Below are 14,966 nucleotides of genomic sequence, written 5' to 3' on the forward strand. Positions count from 1 at the left end.
GGGTGTCAGCCCTTCGCCGCGGCCTGGTTGACGGTGGAGATGATGTCGTCGACGGACCCCTTGCCCGCGAGCAGGTTGACCACGCTCGTGTTGAGCGCGTTGCCGACGTTCTGGCCGTAGACCGTGTCGAGGTAGTTCGACACGAACGGGGCCTTGTTGTACGACTCGAGCACGGTCTTCAGGTACGGCTCGGTGACGACCGACTGCGCCGACTCGTTCGCCGGGATCGCGTTGAAGGCCTTGTAGTAGGCCTCCTGCACGGGCTTCTCGGTCATGTAGTTGAGGAAGTCGGTGCACGCCTGCTTCGGAGCCTTGGCCGAGCAGGAGTACCCATCGACCGCGCCCATCATCGAACCGGGTGCGCCCTTGCCGCCGGAGACCTCCGGGAAGGGGAAGAAGCCGAGGTCGGACAGCGGCTTGCCGTCCGGGGTGAGCGAGGAGATCACGCCCGGGTCCCACGCCCCCATGAGCTCCATCGCGGCCTTGTGGTTCGCGACCAGTCCGGCCGAGCTGCCGGCGCCCTGCTGCGCAGCGGTGGTCAGGTAGCCGTCGTTGAACGGCTTCGTGTCGAAGAACGCCTTGGTGTCCTTGCCCGCCTGGGTCCAGCAGGAGTTCGTGAACTTCAGGTCCTGCGCGGTCTTGACGAGGGTCTTCTCGCTGCAGGCGCGGAGCGCGAAGTTGTAGTACCAGTGCGCGGCCGGCCAGGCGTCCTTCGCACCGACGGCAACCGGCTGGATGCCGGCGTCCTTGAGCTTCTGGATGTCGTCGTTCAGCTCGTCCATCGTGGTCGGCGTGCCCTCGATGCCGGCCTGCTTGAAGAGGTCCTGGCTGTACCAGATCCCCTCCGGGTTGACGTCGACCGGCATGGCCCAGGTCTTGCCGTCCTGCTTGTACCCGCCGAAGGCACCGTCGCTGATCTCGCTCTTCGCCGTCTTCCCGATCGAGTCGGAGATGTCCATCAGCTGGCCGGCGTTCACCATCGCGGACATCTTGCCGCCGCCGCGCTGCAGGAAGACGTCGGGTGCGGACCCCGAGTTGAGGGCGGTCTGGAGCTTGCCGTCCAGGTCCTCGTTCTGGATGGCCTGGATCTTGATGGTGACGTTCGGGTTCTTCGCCTCGAAGTCCTTGACGGTCTTCTCCCAGAACGCCTTGCCGGGACCGGTGGTCGAGTTGTGCCAGAAGGTCATCGAGACCTTCCCGCCGTCGCCGCCGGCCGCGTCGCTGCCGGATGAGCAGCCCGCGGCCACCAGTGCGGTCGCCCCGATCAGCGCGATGGCTGCCGCGGCACGGATCTTCCTCGTCATCGTGGATCTCCTGAAGTGTCGTCGTTGACAAACAGCGACATCGACTGCCGCTGCGGAGAGCGTGCCAGCTGCTCCGGACGCTTGTCAATCGATATCGATAACGTTTTCTTTACCGATTCGGCGCGGGGTCAGCGGTACGGTGTGCACATGGACACGGCCCTCGGCATGCGTCCCGGAGCCGGCCGGGTCACCATCGCGGACGTCGCACGTGCCGCCGGGGTGTCCATCCCCACCGTGTCGAAGGTCATCAACCAGCGCGACGGCGTGGCCGCGGCGACGATCCTGCGGGTGCAGGAGGTGGTCGAGCAGCTCGGCTACGAGACCTCGCTCGTCGCACGGAGCCTCCGCAGCTCGCGGACGAACGTCATCGGGATCCTCGTCACGGAGTTCGAACCGTTCTCGACCGAGCTCCTGCGCGGGGTGTCCGGCGCCACCACCGGTACCGGCTACGAGCTGCTCGCGTACGCCGGCCTCGTGACCGGTGCCGAGCAGAAGGGCTGGGAACGCCGGTCGCTCTCGCGGTTGTCCGGGACCCTCATCGACGGCGCGATCGTCGTCACGCCGAGCACCGCGCTGTCGAGTTCGTCGATCCCGGTCGTGGCGATCGACCCGCACACGGGCCCCGAGGGACACGCCACGGTCGACTCGGACAACGAGGCCGGGGCCGTCCAGGCCGTCGAGCACCTCGTCGCGCTCGGACACACCCGGATCGCACACCTGCGCGGCCGTCCGGACCTGGCGTCGGCACAGCTCCGCGAGGCCGGCTACCGGCGCGCGTTGGCCGCGGCGGGCCTGCCCGTGGACGAGTCGCTCGTCCGCGACGGCGGCTACCAGGAGGACCGCTCGGCCGAGGTCGCCGCCGACCTGCTCGCCGGCGCGGACCGTCCGACCGCGGTGTTCGCGGCCAACGACTCGTCGGCGGTCGGAGTGCTCCGCGCCGCCGCCGAGCTCGGGCTGCAGGTCCCCGGCGACCTGTCGGTGGTCGGGTTCGACGACGTGCCGCAGGCCGCGACGACCACGCCGCCGCTGACCACCGTCGCACAGCCCCTCGTCGAGCTCGGCGCGCGGGCGGTCGACATGCTCCTCACGATGCTGCGTGGTGAGCGGGCGTCGGACCACGTCCGGCTGCCCACGACGTTGCGCGTGCGCCGGAGCACCGGCCCGGTGCCCGCCGGTCGCTGAGCCCGGCCTGGCACTGCCCGGCGCTGCCCTGCCCGGCGCTACCAGGCCCGGCCCGGCCTGGCCTTGGGCCGTCAGCGCCGCAGGGTCTGCTTCGGGTACTCCCCGAACCGCTCGACGTACGCCGCCGAGAACCGCCCGAGGTGCGCGAACCCCCACCGCCTGGCGACGTCGCCCACGGCGCCGGCGAGCGGGTCGGCGTCGAGCAGCTCCGCCCGCACACGGTCGAGTCGCACCTGCCGCAGGTACGTCAGCGGGGACACGTCGAACACGCGGCGGAAGGACTCCTGCACGGACCGGACGCTCAGCCCCGACGCCGCGGACAGGTCGGCGATCGTGACGGGTTCGGCGGCGTGGTCGTGCACGTACTCGACGGCGGCGCGGAGCCGGGCATTGCGCGGCTGCCCGAGCACCCCGGGCAGGTCGTCCACCATCGGCGGGAACAGCTCGAGGAACAGCTCGGCGACGACGACCTTGGCCTGCTGCCACGCCACGGACTCGGTGCCGCCGGCCCGGAGCGACCGGACGAGCGCGGTCAGCGCCCCCTGCCACCGCCGTGCGGCCTCGGGCTCGGGCACGTGCTGGTCGTCGAAGCGGAGCGAGTGGTCGCCGACGGTGCTGCGGGTCGCGGCGACCCGGTGGACGAAGGCGCGGTCGAGGTGCACCATGCGCTGGTCGTGGTCCGTGACGAGGAAGGCGTACTCGTGGTCGGGCGGGAACAGCGCCGGTGCGCCGAGCGGGAGCACGAGCCGTTCGCCGAGCCGTTCGACCTCGGCGGTGCCGGAGCCGATCCAGGTGACGACGTAGTCACCGCCGGCCGGCACCACTCCCGAGAGCGCACCGCGCAGCTGGGACCGCCGAACGGTCAGCTCGGCGTCACCGATCGCCGTGTACCGGTACTCGAACGGCGTCTCGGTCACGCGCGCGACCCACCGCTCGCCGCCGTAGACCGCGCCGAGGTCCCGCGCGGCGTCGGCAGGGAGCTCACCGGACACCTCGAAGCGGACCGTCGCCGGTGTCGGGGCCGGTCCGTCGGCGAAGTCGTCCGTCAACGGGTCGGCCACGCGCATCCCCGTCTGGCAGATGTCCAGAACCCGCTGTCTCCCTCGTTATCTGGATACGCTGTCCCGGTGAGCGCAGCGTATCGTTGCGCGGAACCGATCCGCACCGAAGGGGCGACCGCGTGAGTGAGATCGACCTGACGGCCGCCATCACCCGGCTCGAGGCCGCGATGGGCGCGCTGCGCGGGCGACTGCGGGTGCGCCTGGACGTCTCCGGCTCGGACCTCACGGTGCTGCAGTACGTCGCCCGCGCGGAAGCCGCCGAGCGGAAGGTCCGGGTGAAGGACCTCGCGTCGCACCTCGGCCTGAGCGGCCCGGCGGTCACGGGCGCCGTCGACCGTCTCGAACGGGCCGGACACCTGTGCCGCGTGCCGAACCCGGACGACGGGCGGAGCCGCTACATCGAGTTGACCCCGGAGACCGAGCGCGCCTACGCGAGTGCGATGGACAGCACCAACGAGCATCTGCACGAGCTGGTGTCCTCCTTCACTGATCGCGAGCGGGCGAAGTACGTCCGGGTCATCGACCGCGTCATCGAGGCGCTCGAGTTCGGCGCCCCGTCCCCGTGACGGCAGCGTACGGGCGGTGGCGGACGCACCCCGAACGTTTGTCCACCAAGCGCAGTTAGGTAACTTCCCTATCTATCTGGCCGGACGGGAGCCAGCGGCGGCCGTAGCGTCTCCGGAGGATGCCCCCGATCGGGGGTACCAGACGACGGGGAGGGAACCATGGGCACGTACGAATCCCAGCAGGGCGTCGATCCGGTGCGCATCGAGACGTTCCGTCGGATGCGCAAGCGCTGGAAGTACGGCGAGCTGCAGGACGGCGCCGGCCTCTACGACGACTTCTTCACCGACACCGCCCGCGACCCGCGCGGCCGCTGACGAACCGACGGGAGGCGCGTGGCGGATCCGCCACGCGCCTCCCGTCTCCACGCGCTGAGCGACACCGCACGGGTCACGCAGCGCGTGACGTGTCGGTCAGCGCGAAACGGCGGCCGGTGGCGGCGGACGGGAGGCGCGGTGCGGGGCCGACCCGCGCCTCCCGTCCGCCCGGACGCGGCGCTGCCCCGAGACTCGGCCACGCGGACACCTTCGCGGCGTCGGAGCCGCGAAGGTGTCCGCCCAGGCGAGACTCGGCCTGCGCCAGACGGGCGCGGGAGGCGCGTGGCGGATCCGCCACGCGCCTCCCGTCTCCACGCGCTGGGCGACACCGCACGGGTCACGCAGCGCGTGGCGTGTCGGTCAGCGCGAAGCGGCGGCCGGTGGGCGCGGGACGGGAGGCGCGGTGCGGGGCCGACCCGCGCCTCCCGTCCGCCCGGACGCGGCCCTGCCCCGAGACTCGGCCACGCGGACACCTTCGCGGCATCGGAGCCGCGAAGGTGTCCGCCCAGGCGAGACTCGGCCTGCGCCAGACGGGCGCGGGAGCCGTCGACTCGGCTTCCGTGTGGGCGCTGATTCTCGTCTCCACGCGCTGGGCGACACCGCACGGGTCACGCAGCGCGTGACGTGTCGGTGGGCGCGGGACAACGGCCGACGGGCGGACGGGAGGCGCGGTGCGGGGCTGACCCGCGCCTCCCGTCCGCCCGGTGGTCGCGTCCGCGCGGCAACGCGACCCTTCGCGCTGGGCGACAGTTCACGGGTCCCGCCGCGCGTGAACTGTCGTCCAGCACGAAACCTCACCCGCCTCGCGCTTCGCGCGGGGCGGGGCGGGCGCCTCAGGCGGGCGCGGGAGCCGTCGACTCGGCTTCGCGGAGGGTGCAGGGCAGCAGGAAGTGCGGCAGCTCGTCGGACTTCCCGTCGAGCTGGTCGATGAGCGCATCGGCGGCGCGGGTACCGAGCCGGCGGCCAGGGGCCACCATGGTCGACAGTCGCGGGTAGTGCTGGTCGGCGTTCGTCTCGGACGAGGCGATGCTCAGCACCGAGACGTCCTCGGGCACGCGACGACCGGCGGCGTACAGCCCGACGAGGAGCCCCGCCGACGAGTCGTCCTTCATCACGAGCACCGCCGTCACGTCGGGGTCGAGGGCGAGGAGCTCGCTCGCGGCCGTGCGCCCACCGTCGCTCCCCGGGCCAGCCGTGACCACCGTGCCGACGAGTCCCCGTGCAGCGGTGACCCGACGGAAGGTGTCCTGGGTGCGGAGGTGCGGGGCGTAGCCGGCCATGGGCGTGCCCTCGAGGTCCTCGAGCACGAGGGCGAACCGCCGGTGCCCGAGCGCCTCGAGGTGGTCGATGCTCGACTCGATCGTGGTCTCGAAGTCGATGTCGACGAACGGCAGACCACTGCTGTCCCGGGTGCGCCCGATGAGCGTGAAGGGGACGTCGAGGGCGGTGAGGACGGCGACGCGCGGGTCGTCCATCCGCACCTCCATGAGGATGACGCCGTCGACGAGCCCTCCGGAGACGAGGTCGTCGAGGTCGTCCCCTGCCGGGTCCACCGGCCAGAGCACGAGGTGGTAGCCGCGCTCGGACGCCCGCTCGGCGGCGCTCATGAAGAACTCCGACGTCGTCGGACTGAACCGGTTGCCCGTGGTCGGGAACAGCAGCGCGATGATCCGGGTGCGCCGGCTCGCCAGCGCACGGGCGACGACGTTGCCGCGGAACTTCAGTTCGCGCATCGCCGCCTGCACCCGGGCAGTCGTCGCCGGGGTGACGTACTTCGTGCCGTTCACCACGAAGGACACGGTGGCGATCGAGACTCCCGCGCGATCGGCGACCTGTTGCATCGTGGCCATGCCGTCCAGCCTACCGTCCGGGATCCGAAAAAAGCGCTTTACAGGTGAAGCGCTTTTCTGTTAGCTTCTCGCCCCAAGGACACAGCGACGATGACGTCAGCGGATTCGTGGTTGCGTGCCTGCCCCTGCATCCGCACAGAGAAGAGCTCTGCAATGAAGCAAAGATTCCCCTCCACGACGCGCCGGACCCGAGCCCTCGTCGGCGCGGTCGCCGTGCTCGCGACGATCCCCCTGGTCCTCACCGGGTGCTCCGGTTCCGGCTCGGCCTCCTCCGGCGGGAGCAAGGCCCTGACGATCGAGGACTACTACGACGCGACCTACAACCCCGTCTACAAGCAGTGCGCGAAGCAGGTCGACGCGACCGTCACGATCAACCACGTCGCCGGCGCCGGTCTGATCTCGAAGGTCCTGCAGCAGGCATCGTCGCGGACCCTCCCCGACGTCCTCATGCTCGACAACCCCGACGTGCAGCAGATCGCGGCCTCGGGTGCGCTGTCCGAGCTGAGCGACTACGGCCTGAGCGCCGAGGGCGACGTCCCCGGCGTGAAGGCGGCGAGCACCTACAAGGGGAAGCTCTACGGCCTGCAGTCGAACACGAACTCGATCGCGCTGTACTACAACAAGAAGCTGCTCTCGGACGCCGGCGTCCAGCCGCCCAAGACGTGGGACGAGCTGAAGGCCGCCGCGAAGAAGCTCACCTCCGGGTCGACGTACGGCTTCGCGATGAGCAACATCAACACCTACGAGGGCACCTGGCAGTTCCTGCCGTTCTTCTGGTCGAACGGTGGTGACGAGAAGGACATCGCGACACCCGAGGCGGCGCAGGCCCTGCAGCTCGTCGAGGACCTGCAGAACGACGGCTCGATGTCGAAGAGCTCGATCAACTGGGCCCAGGCCGACGTCAACAACCAGTTCCTCGCCGGCAAGGCCGCGATGATGATCAACGGCCCGTGGCAGCTCCCCGCGCTCAACGCGAAGAAGGGCCTCGAGTTCGACAGCGTCCCGATCCCGACCCGCACCGGTGAGGCGACCGTCGCACCGCTCGGCGGCGAGGCGTTCACCGTCCCGCAGACCGGCGACAAGGCGAAGATGCAGCTGGCCGCCAAGTTCGTCGGCTGCCTGCACTCGCAGAAGACCCAGAAGGCCCTCGCCGAGGTGAGCGGCAACGTGCCGACGAACCTCGAGGCCGGCGCCGCGTGGGCGTCCGACCACCCGCAGGTCGCCTCGTTCGTCACCACGGTGAAGACCGCCCGCGCCCGCACCGGTGAGCTCGGACCCGACTGGCCCAAGGCCGCGACGAAGATCTACACCGCCGTCCAGCTCGCCCTCACGGGCAAGGCCGACCCCGAGGCCGCGCTCAAGCAGGCGCAGTCGCAGAGCCAGTAGTGCACGAGGGAGCCGGCCGCCCGGTCGGCTCCCTCCCAACCCTCGGAAGGAGCGGTTCCGGCATGAGCGCCACGACACAGACCCGACCACGGACCACGGCGTCCGTCCCACCACCACGACCCGGCCAGCGCCGAGCGCGCATGCGCACCGGGCTCACCCGATGGCTCTTCGTCATCCCGGCCGCGCTGTTCGTGGCCGTGTTCTTCGGCTACCCGGTCGTCAAGAACGTCATCATGTCCTTCCAGGACTACACGACCAAGACCTTCTTCACGGGCGAGGCCCCGTGGGTCGGGCTCGGCAACTACATCCAGGTGTTCCAGAGCTCGGTCTTCGCGACGAGCGTCGTGAACACCGCACTGTTCACCGCGGGCTCGATCGTCCTGCAGTTCGTGATCGGCCTCGGTCTCGCGCTGTTCTTCCGGCGGCACTTCCCGCTCTCCGGCTTCCTGCGCGGGCTCCTCCTGCTGCCGTGGCTGCTGCCGCTGATCGCGTCGAGCGCGGTCTGGAAGTGGCTGCTCGACCAGGACAGCGGAGCGCTCAACCAGCTCCTCGGCCTGGTCGGCATCGCACCGGTGCCGTGGCTCGTCAGCCCGAGCCTGGCCCTCATCGCCGTCATCGGCGTGAACGTGTGGCTCGGCATCCCGTTCAACACGACGATCCTCTACAGCGGACTGCAGTCCGTCCCGCCGGAGCTGTACGAAGCCGGCGCACTCGACGGCGCCACCGGCTTCAAGGCGTTCTGGTACATCACCTGGCCGAGCATCCGGAGCGTCGTCAGCGTCGTGATCGTCCTGGGGGTGGTCTACACGTTGAAGGTCGTGGACATCATCCTCGGCCTCACCGGCGGCGGACCGGCGAACTCCACGCAGACCCTCGCCACGAACGCGTACCACCAGTCGTTCATCAACTTCCAGTTCGGCATCGGAGCCGCGGTGAGCAACGTGCTCATCGTCGTCTCGTTCGTCTTCGCGATGGTCTACATCGCGATCTCCAGGAAGGCGGTCGACGAATGAGCGTCGGAATCGCGAACCAGACCGTCACCGCCACCCGGGCGATCACGACGAAGCGCAGCGCACGGGTCCCCGGGCCGAAGCGCGGCGTCAAGGGCATCCCGCTCACGATCCTCGGCTGCGTGTTCCTCGCGATCATGGTGTTCCCCGTCTACTGGATGGTGAACACGAGCCTGCAGGCCACGTCCGGTGCCGCGACCGCGACCTGGTTCCCGTTCTCGCCCACCTTCCGCGGGTACGAGACGGCGTTCGCGCAGCAGGGGCAGAACTTCCTGTCGAGCATGATCATCGGCCTCGGCACCGTCGTGCTGACCCTGGCGATCGCGACCCCGGCCGCGTACGGGCTGGCCCGGTTCAAGATGCGCGGCACCCGGGTGTTCCTGCTCGTGCTGCTCATCACGCAGATGATCCCGGCGATCGTCATCGCGAACGCGCTCTACACGCTGTTCAACAACGTCGGACTGCTGAACAGCTACATCGGGCTGATCCTCGCCGACAGCGCCGTCCAGGTGCCGTTCGCCGTGCTGCTCATGCGCGCGTTCATGGAGTCGATCCCGCCGAGCCTCGTCGAGGCCGCGCTCGTCGACGGCGCGAACGACTTCCGGGCGTTCGTCTCGATCGTCCTGCCCATCAGCCGGAACGCCATCGTCACGGCGGCGCTCTTCACCTTCCTCGGGGCCTGGGGCGACTTCCTCATCGCACTGACCCTGACGTCGACGACCGCGGTCAGGCCCATCACGCTCGGCATCTACAACTACATCGGTTCGAACGTCACCGACTGGGGGCCCGTCATGGCGACGTCCGTCCTCGCGTCGCTGCCGGCCGCCGTGCTGCTCATCGTCGCCCAGCGGTACATCTCCGCCGGTGCGCTCGGCGGCGCCGTCAAGTGACGGCGACCGACCCCACGGCGACCGACCCCGCGGCGACCGCGGCGACCGCGGCGACCGCGGCGACCGCGGCGACCGCGGCTGTCGACCCCGGGGCAGCCGTCCTGTGACGACCGGCGACACCCACGAACCCCAGCCAGAAAGGCACACCATGACCACCACCCCGCTGCGCATCACCGTCTGGGGCGAGAACGTCCACGAGCAGGTCGAGCAGCACGTCGCCGAGCGGTACCCCGACGGCATGCACGGCGCGATCGCCGACGGCATCCGCGAGAACCTGCCGGACGCCGTCGTCCGCACGGCGACGATGCAGGAGCCCGAACACGGACTCACCGACGAGGTCCTCGCCGAGACCGACGTCCTCACCTGGTGGGGGCACGCCGCGCACCACGAAGTGGACGACGCCGTGGTCGACCGCGTGCACAAGCACGTCCTGTCCGGCATGGGGCTCGTCGTGCTGCACTCCGGCCACTGGTCGAAGATCTTCGGGAAGCTCATGGGGACCACCTGCACGCTCCGGTGGCGCAGCGAGCACGACCAGGAACTCGTCTGGACCGTGAACCCGCAGCATCCCATCACGCGCGGCGTCCCGAACCCGATCGTCATCCCCGAGCAGGAGATGTACGGCGAGTACTTCGACGTGCCGACCCCCGACGAGCTGGTCTTCATCTCCGGCTTCACCGGCGGCGAGGTGTTCCGGAGCGGCATGACCTACCGCCGCGGCCTCGGGAAGATCTTCTACTTCTCCCCCGGCGACCAGGACTTCCCCGTGTACCACCACAAGGACGTCCGCCGCGTGATCGCGAACGCGACCGAGTGGGCCCGGCCGGAGCGCGAGCGGGAGATCCCGACGCTCCGCCGGTACGACCTCGGCGAGTACTTCGACGGCCAGCACTACCGCGGCCCGTTCGACGACGCACCGGTCGACGAGGAGGTGTCCGCGTGACCGCGCCGCTCCGGGTCGTCCAGGTCGGTGCCGGTGGCATGGGCCGGGCGTGGCTCGCGACCGTCGCCGCGGACCCGGACGTCGAGCTCGTCGGCATCGTCGACCTCGACCTCGACGCCGCGCGCGCCGGGGCGGAGGTCGCCGGCGACCCGACGATCCCGGTCGGCCGCGACCTCACCGCACTCATCGCCGAGACCGGTGCCGAGGCCGTCCTCGACATCACGGTCCCCGTCGCGCACCACCCGGTCACCCTCGAGGCCCTCCGCGCCGGGCTCCCCGTCCTCGGGGAGAAGCCGGCAGCGCAGACCGTCGCCGAGGCGCTCTCGCTCGCCGCGGCCGCCGAGGCCACCGGCAAGCTGTTCATGGTCTCGCAGTCCCGTCGGTACAACGACCACCTCGTCGCGTTCCGGCAGCACGTCCGCGGGCTCGGACAGGTGGGCGGCCTGAGCACGCGCTTCGCCAAGGCCCCGCACTTCGGCGGCTTCCGCGAGGAGATGGACGACGTCCTCCTGCTCGACATGGCGATCCACGCCTTCGACTCCGCCCGGTACGTCCTCGAGCGCGACCCGGTGTCGGTGTACTGCGAGTCGTGGAACCCGTCGTGGTCCTGGTACCGGGGCGACGCCGCGGCCGCCGCGGTCTTCACCTTCGAGGACGACGTCCGCTACGTGTACGACGGCTCGTGGTGCGCGCCGGGCGCCGAGACCTCGTGGAACGGCGACTGGCGGGCCTCCGGGTCCGACGGGACCGCGCTGTGGGACGGCGACCACGACCCGTGGAGCGACCTCGACGGCACCCCGGGCGCTCCGGAGGCGGCACCCGGCGTCGGCAACGAGATCGCCGGCGCCCTCGCGTCCTTCGTCCGCGCGGTCCGCTCCGGCGAGCGCCCCGACGGCGAGGTGCACGGCAACGTGATGAGCCTGACGATGGTGGACGCCGCGATCGCGTCCGCCCGCACCGGACGGCGCATCGTGATCGACGAGGTCCTCGAGCAGGCGCACGCCACCGCGCTCGAAGCCGAGCAGGACGAGTCGATCCGCGAGCGGCTCGCCGCGTGGGGATCGGTCCGGAGCGCGCTCGCGACGGGGTCACCGGACACGGCCGCGCTCGGCTGAACGAGGCGAGTGGGCCGGGAGGCGCGGTGCGGGTCGGACCCGCACCGCGCCTCCCGTCTGTCCAGCGTGCGTCACCGTCACCACCGGTCATCGGCGCGCACCCACCGGACCCGGGCCGGCACCGTTACGGTGGCCCTGTGCGTGGACACCGGTCGTCGGACACCGAAGCGGCGGGGACCCCGCTGGTGCTCGTCGCGGCCGACCAGCGTCGTCGGACCGGCCGGACGCCCTGGGGCAGGGTCCTCGTCGGGGTGGTGATCGCCGCCCTCGTCGGGGGCGCGGCCGTCGCAACGGCGGGCGCGCTCGTCTCGCAGCGCATCGCCGAGGGCTTCGCCGTCCGTGACGCGACGTCGGACACGGCCGCACTGGCGCGGGTCGTGGTCGAGCCCGCCCTGGTGGACGCGATCGCCGACCCCGACGCGCCCACCTCCGAACGGGCTGCGGCCCGCGCACGACTGGCCGATGCGGTGGCCGGCGAGCTGCGGGCGGGGTCCGCGGTGCGGATGAAGCTCTGGGCCGCCGACGGCACCGTCCTCTGGTCCGACGAAGCCCGGCTCGTCGGGGAACGGTTCCCGCTGGGCGCCGAGGACCTCGAAGCGCTGGAGACCGACCGGTCCGACGCCGAGGTGTCCGACCTGTCCGAGCCCGAGAACCGCTTCGAACGGGGGCACGGCCCGCTGCTCGAGGCGTACCAGGCGGTGCACACCCCGTCGGGCGAGGCGCTGCTGTTCGAGGCCTACCAGCGCTACGACGAGGTCGTGTCCCGCGCCGCGGACCTGCGTGGCGCGTTCGCCGCCCTCGCGTTCGGCACCGTCGGCGTCGTGCTCGCCCTGCTCGTCCCGCTGCTGCTCTGGCTGCTGCTCCGGATCCGGTCGGGGCAGCGCGCGCGGGAGCGGCTGCTCGGTCGTGCGCTCGACGCCGAGGCCGCCGAACGCCGACGGATGGCGGCCGACCTGCACGACGGCCCGGTGCAGGACGTCGCCGGGCTCGCCCTCTCGCTCGGGGCGGACCCGGCCACCCGTGACGCGGCGGCGGCCCTGCGCGGTGCGGTGTCGTCGCTGCGCGGCTCGATGTCCGCGATCCGTCCGGCGGCTCCCGAACGGGACGGCCTGGGCGCGGCGCTCGACGACGTCTGCGCACGGGCGCGCGCCGCCGGGCTCACCACGAGCGTCCACGTGCCGGACCCGGTCGAGGCGTCGTCCGCGGCGCTGCTCGCGGTCGTCCGGTTCGTCCGCGAGGCGGTCGCCAACGTCGTCACGCACGCGAACGCCTCCGTCGTCGACGTGCAGGTCGCGGCGGCCCCGGGTGCCTCCGGCGCCGGCCGCGGTGCCGTGCTGGTGGTCACGGTCTCGGACGACGGCGTGGGCTTCGACCCGGTGCGTGCGACGGCCCCGGACCGTCCGGGGCACCTCGGCACCACGCTCCTGCGGGAGATCGCCGAGGACACCGGCGGCTCGCTCGAGCTCGAGACCGCTCCGGGTGCCGGGACGACCTGGCGACTGCGCGTGCCGGTCGACACCGAGGCGCTGCGGTGAGGGTCCTCCTCGTCGACGACCACGCCCTCGTCCGGAGCGGGCTGCGGGCCGTCCTCGCGGCGACCGGTGACTGCGAGGTCGTGGGCGAGGCCGCCACCGGCGAGGAGGCCGTCGCGCTCGCGCCCGGACTCCGGCCGGACGTCGTCGTGATGGACCTGTCGATGCCGGGGGCCGGTGGGGTGGCTGCCACGGCGGCGCTGCGGTCGGCGATGCCCGACGTCCGGGTCCTCGTCCTCACCACGTTCGCCGACGACGGTCGGGTGCGCGCCGCACTCGCTGCCGGGGCGACCGGGTACCTGCTGAAGGACGCCGCCCCGGACGAGGTCGTGCGTGCCGTCCGTGCGGCCGCCCGCGACGAGACACCGATCGACCCCCGGGTCGCCCGTGCGCTGCTCCCCGGCGGCACGTCGACCACGTCGACCACGGTACCGGACGTCCAGTTGCCGCCCCGGGAGCGCGACGTCCTCGTCCGGATCGCGCGGGGCCTGTCGAACCGGCAGATCGCGACCGAACTCGGCATCGCGGAACGGACCGTCAAGGTCCACGCCGGCAGTCTCTTCCGCCGCATCGGGGTGGCCGACCGCACGAGCGCGGCGCTCTGGGGCAGGGACCACGGGTACTAGTACCAAGGTCCGATGGTGCGGCCGCGGCGGGGCGGCGACGATCGGTGTCGAGGGGTTCTCACCCCAGCACACCAGGAGGCACACCATGACCAGCACGCACCAGCGCCACGGACGGCGCATCGGCATCGTCGCCGCGGTCACCGCGGGCGTCGTCGCCGCGGTCGCCCTCGCCGGGGTCGCCCCCGCGAACGCGTCCGGCAAGACCTCGACCGGCGGGGACTACGCCGTCACCCTGAACGGCACGACCACCAACCCCGCACCGGGCAAGGACTTCAAGGTCAAGGACGTCGCCGTCTCCGGCACCATCGCGGTGCGCGGCAAGCACAACGGGTTCGACATCCGCACGGCCGACCTCGGCGTGTACGACTACACGCTCACCGGCGCGCCTGACACGCAGCGGATGGTGACGAAGCCGACCGTGGTGTTCGCCTCCAAGGTCCCGTCGCTGACCGCCGCGCAGCTCGCCGGCGCGACGCTGTCGTCGCTCGAGGTGCGGGACGACACCCTCGTCGCGATCTTCGCCACCGGGGCCGGCAAGCTCAAGGTGCAGGCGAAGGACGGCGCGCAGGGAGGCATCTTCCAGATGGAGACCGAGTTCGCCCAGCCGGTGACGTTCACGCACACGCTCGGCGCCGGCCTGTTCTACTTCACGAACCCGTACACCGGGAAGATCAACTTCGGCGACGGCAACCCCGCCGTGACCTCGGGCAGCGGAGCCCACCAGATGCTGCTCGGCAAGGACAGCCCGCAGGTCGCGACCAAGACATCGCAGACCGCGACCACGACGACGTGGACCGTCCAGCCCGGCGGCCGGATGGGCGGAGTGCTCGGCGAGGACGCCGTCGAGCTCTCGCAGGGGGCGACGAACTGCACGAGCCAGTGCCAGGCGCAGAACCAGATCCGCGGCTCGCTGCCGGTCCCGCCGGACCCGGTGGACCCGCAGCCGCTGCGCGTCGCGGTCCGCTGACGCGGACGGACAGCGCACACCGTGTCAGGAGGCGCGGTGCGGGTCGGACCCGCACCGCGCCTCCATCGCGTTGGCACGGCGACGGTTCCATGGTCCGATCTTCGCGCGTTCACTGCTCGACTGCTCGCTCGCGAGGGCGGTGCCGGTTCACCAGCGAGGCGTCCGGTCACCGATCGCTCGCCGAGACGGTCCGCGCAGTCAGGGACGCACGAGCACACG

At 71.5% G+C, this 14,966-nt stretch carries 14 protein-coding genes; 11 read left to right on the forward strand and 3 right to left on the reverse strand.

Going from position 1 to position 14,966, the window contains the following annotated elements; genetic code table 11:
* Nucleotides 1-5: 5 nt before the first annotated feature.
* Nucleotides 6-1,304, reverse strand: coding sequence for an ABC transporter substrate-binding protein (locus ACIQUC_RS06935; RefSeq protein WP_402264804.1), 1,299 nt, complete (start codon nucleotides 1,302-1,304; stop codon nucleotides 6-8).
* A gap of 147 nt (nucleotides 1,305-1,451) precedes the next feature.
* Here ACIQUC_RS06935 and ACIQUC_RS06940 point away from each other — a divergent pair, with 147 nt between their 5' ends.
* On the forward strand, nucleotides 1,452-2,486 hold the full coding sequence (locus ACIQUC_RS06940; RefSeq protein ID WP_402264807.1) for a LacI family DNA-binding transcriptional regulator: 1,035 nt from the start codon (nucleotides 1,452-1,454) through the stop codon (nucleotides 2,484-2,486).
* A gap of 71 nt (nucleotides 2,487-2,557) precedes the next feature.
* Here ACIQUC_RS06940 and ACIQUC_RS06945 read toward each other — a convergent pair whose 3' ends face one another.
* On the reverse strand, nucleotides 2,558-3,547 hold the full coding sequence (locus ACIQUC_RS06945) for a helix-turn-helix transcriptional regulator (RefSeq protein WP_402264809.1): 990 nt from the start codon (nucleotides 3,545-3,547) through the stop codon (nucleotides 2,558-2,560).
* A gap of 119 nt (nucleotides 3,548-3,666) precedes the next feature.
* Here ACIQUC_RS06945 and ACIQUC_RS06950 point away from each other — a divergent pair, with 119 nt between their 5' ends.
* Both ACIQUC_RS06950 and ACIQUC_RS06955 read left to right on the forward strand, forming a co-directional pair.
* On the forward strand, nucleotides 3,667-4,113 hold the full coding sequence (locus tag ACIQUC_RS06950; RefSeq protein WP_022906948.1) for a MarR family winged helix-turn-helix transcriptional regulator: 447 nt from the start codon (nucleotides 3,667-3,669) through the stop codon (nucleotides 4,111-4,113).
* 159 nt (nucleotides 4,114-4,272) lie between these two features.
* A complete protein-coding gene (locus ACIQUC_RS06955; RefSeq protein WP_022906947.1) occupies nucleotides 4,273-4,428 on the forward strand; it encodes a hypothetical protein in 156 nt (51 codons plus the stop codon).
* Between the two features lie 833 nt (nucleotides 4,429-5,261).
* Here the strand turns inward: ACIQUC_RS06955 and ACIQUC_RS06960 are convergent.
* On the reverse strand, nucleotides 5,262-6,278 hold the full coding sequence (locus ACIQUC_RS06960) for a LacI family DNA-binding transcriptional regulator (RefSeq protein WP_022906946.1): 1,017 nt from the start codon (nucleotides 6,276-6,278) through the stop codon (nucleotides 5,262-5,264).
* A 153-nt stretch (nucleotides 6,279-6,431) separates the two neighbouring features.
* On the opposite strand from ACIQUC_RS06960, the gene ACIQUC_RS06965 reads away from it, so the two are divergent.
* From ACIQUC_RS06965 to ACIQUC_RS07000, 8 genes are all read left to right on the forward strand, one after another.
* Nucleotides 6,432-7,664 carry a sugar ABC transporter substrate-binding protein gene (locus ACIQUC_RS06965; RefSeq protein WP_042723770.1) on the forward strand — a complete coding sequence of 411 codons (1,233 nt, stop codon included), beginning with the start codon at nucleotides 6,432-6,434 and terminating at the stop codon, nucleotides 7,662-7,664.
* A 62-nt stretch (nucleotides 7,665-7,726) separates the two neighbouring features.
* Nucleotides 7,727-8,677, forward strand: coding sequence for a carbohydrate ABC transporter permease (locus ACIQUC_RS06970; protein WP_031262171.1), 951 nt, complete (start codon nucleotides 7,727-7,729; stop codon nucleotides 8,675-8,677).
* Entirely contained in the window at nucleotides 8,674-9,564 is an 891-nt protein-coding gene (locus ACIQUC_RS06975; RefSeq protein ID WP_022906943.1) for a carbohydrate ABC transporter permease, read from the forward strand. The genes ACIQUC_RS06970 and ACIQUC_RS06975 overlap by 4 nt, the downstream gene beginning before the upstream one ends.
* A 148-nt stretch (nucleotides 9,565-9,712) precedes the next feature.
* On the forward strand, nucleotides 9,713-10,507 hold the full coding sequence (locus tag ACIQUC_RS06980; protein ID WP_022906941.1) for a ThuA domain-containing protein: 795 nt from the start codon (nucleotides 9,713-9,715) through the stop codon (nucleotides 10,505-10,507).
* Nucleotides 10,504-11,622 (forward strand): Gfo/Idh/MocA family protein, encoded by a 1,119-nt coding sequence (locus tag ACIQUC_RS06985; protein ID WP_402264816.1) that lies wholly within the window; start codon nucleotides 10,504-10,506, stop codon nucleotides 11,620-11,622. The genes ACIQUC_RS06980 and ACIQUC_RS06985 overlap by 4 nt, the downstream gene beginning before the upstream one ends.
* 137 nt (nucleotides 11,623-11,759) lie before the next feature.
* The gene (locus tag ACIQUC_RS06990; RefSeq protein ID WP_402264818.1) at nucleotides 11,760-13,157 is read left to right on the forward strand and encodes a sensor histidine kinase; all 1,398 of its coding nucleotides are present in this window, start codon (nucleotides 11,760-11,762) and stop codon (nucleotides 13,155-13,157) included.
* On the forward strand, nucleotides 13,154-13,780 hold the full coding sequence (locus tag ACIQUC_RS06995; protein WP_402264821.1) for a response regulator: 627 nt from the start codon (nucleotides 13,154-13,156) through the stop codon (nucleotides 13,778-13,780). The genes ACIQUC_RS06990 and ACIQUC_RS06995 overlap by 4 nt, the downstream gene beginning before the upstream one ends.
* 85 nt (nucleotides 13,781-13,865) lie before the next feature.
* Nucleotides 13,866-14,747: a hypothetical protein gene (locus tag ACIQUC_RS07000; RefSeq protein WP_402264824.1), complete on the forward strand. Its 882-nt coding sequence runs from the start codon at nucleotides 13,866-13,868 to the stop codon at nucleotides 14,745-14,747.
* Nucleotides 14,748-14,966: the final 219 nt, after the last annotated feature.

Source organism: Curtobacterium sp. NPDC098951 (genome assembly GCF_044759965.1).
GTDB lineage: Bacteria > Actinomycetota > Actinomycetes > Actinomycetales > Microbacteriaceae > Curtobacterium.

Bases quoted from the DNA above. Each gene is read 5' to 3' on its own strand.
- ACIQUC_RS06935 (WP_402264804.1), bottom strand. From the start codon at position 1,304: ATGACGAGGAAGATCCGTGCCGCGGCAGCCATCGCGCTGATCGGGGCG.
- ACIQUC_RS06940 (WP_402264807.1), top strand. From the start codon at position 1,452: ATGGACACGGCCCTCGGCATGCGTCCCGGAGCCGGCCGGGTCACCATC.
- ACIQUC_RS06955 (WP_022906947.1), top strand. From the start codon at position 4,273: ATGGGCACGTACGAATCCCAGCAGGGCGTCGATCCGGTGCGCATCGAG.
- ACIQUC_RS06960 (WP_022906946.1), bottom strand. From the start codon at position 6,278: ATGGCCACGATGCAACAGGTCGCCGATCGCGCGGGAGTCTCGATCGCC.
- ACIQUC_RS06965 (WP_042723770.1), top strand. From the start codon at position 6,432: ATGAAGCAAAGATTCCCCTCCACGACGCGCCGGACCCGAGCCCTCGTC.
- ACIQUC_RS06970 (WP_031262171.1), top strand. From the start codon at position 7,727: ATGAGCGCCACGACACAGACCCGACCACGGACCACGGCGTCCGTCCCA.
- ACIQUC_RS06975 (WP_022906943.1), top strand. From the start codon at position 8,674: ATGAGCGTCGGAATCGCGAACCAGACCGTCACCGCCACCCGGGCGATC.
- ACIQUC_RS06980 (WP_022906941.1), top strand. From the start codon at position 9,713: ATGACCACCACCCCGCTGCGCATCACCGTCTGGGGCGAGAACGTCCAC.
- ACIQUC_RS07000 (WP_402264824.1), top strand. From the start codon at position 13,866: ATGACCAGCACGCACCAGCGCCACGGACGGCGCATCGGCATCGTCGCC.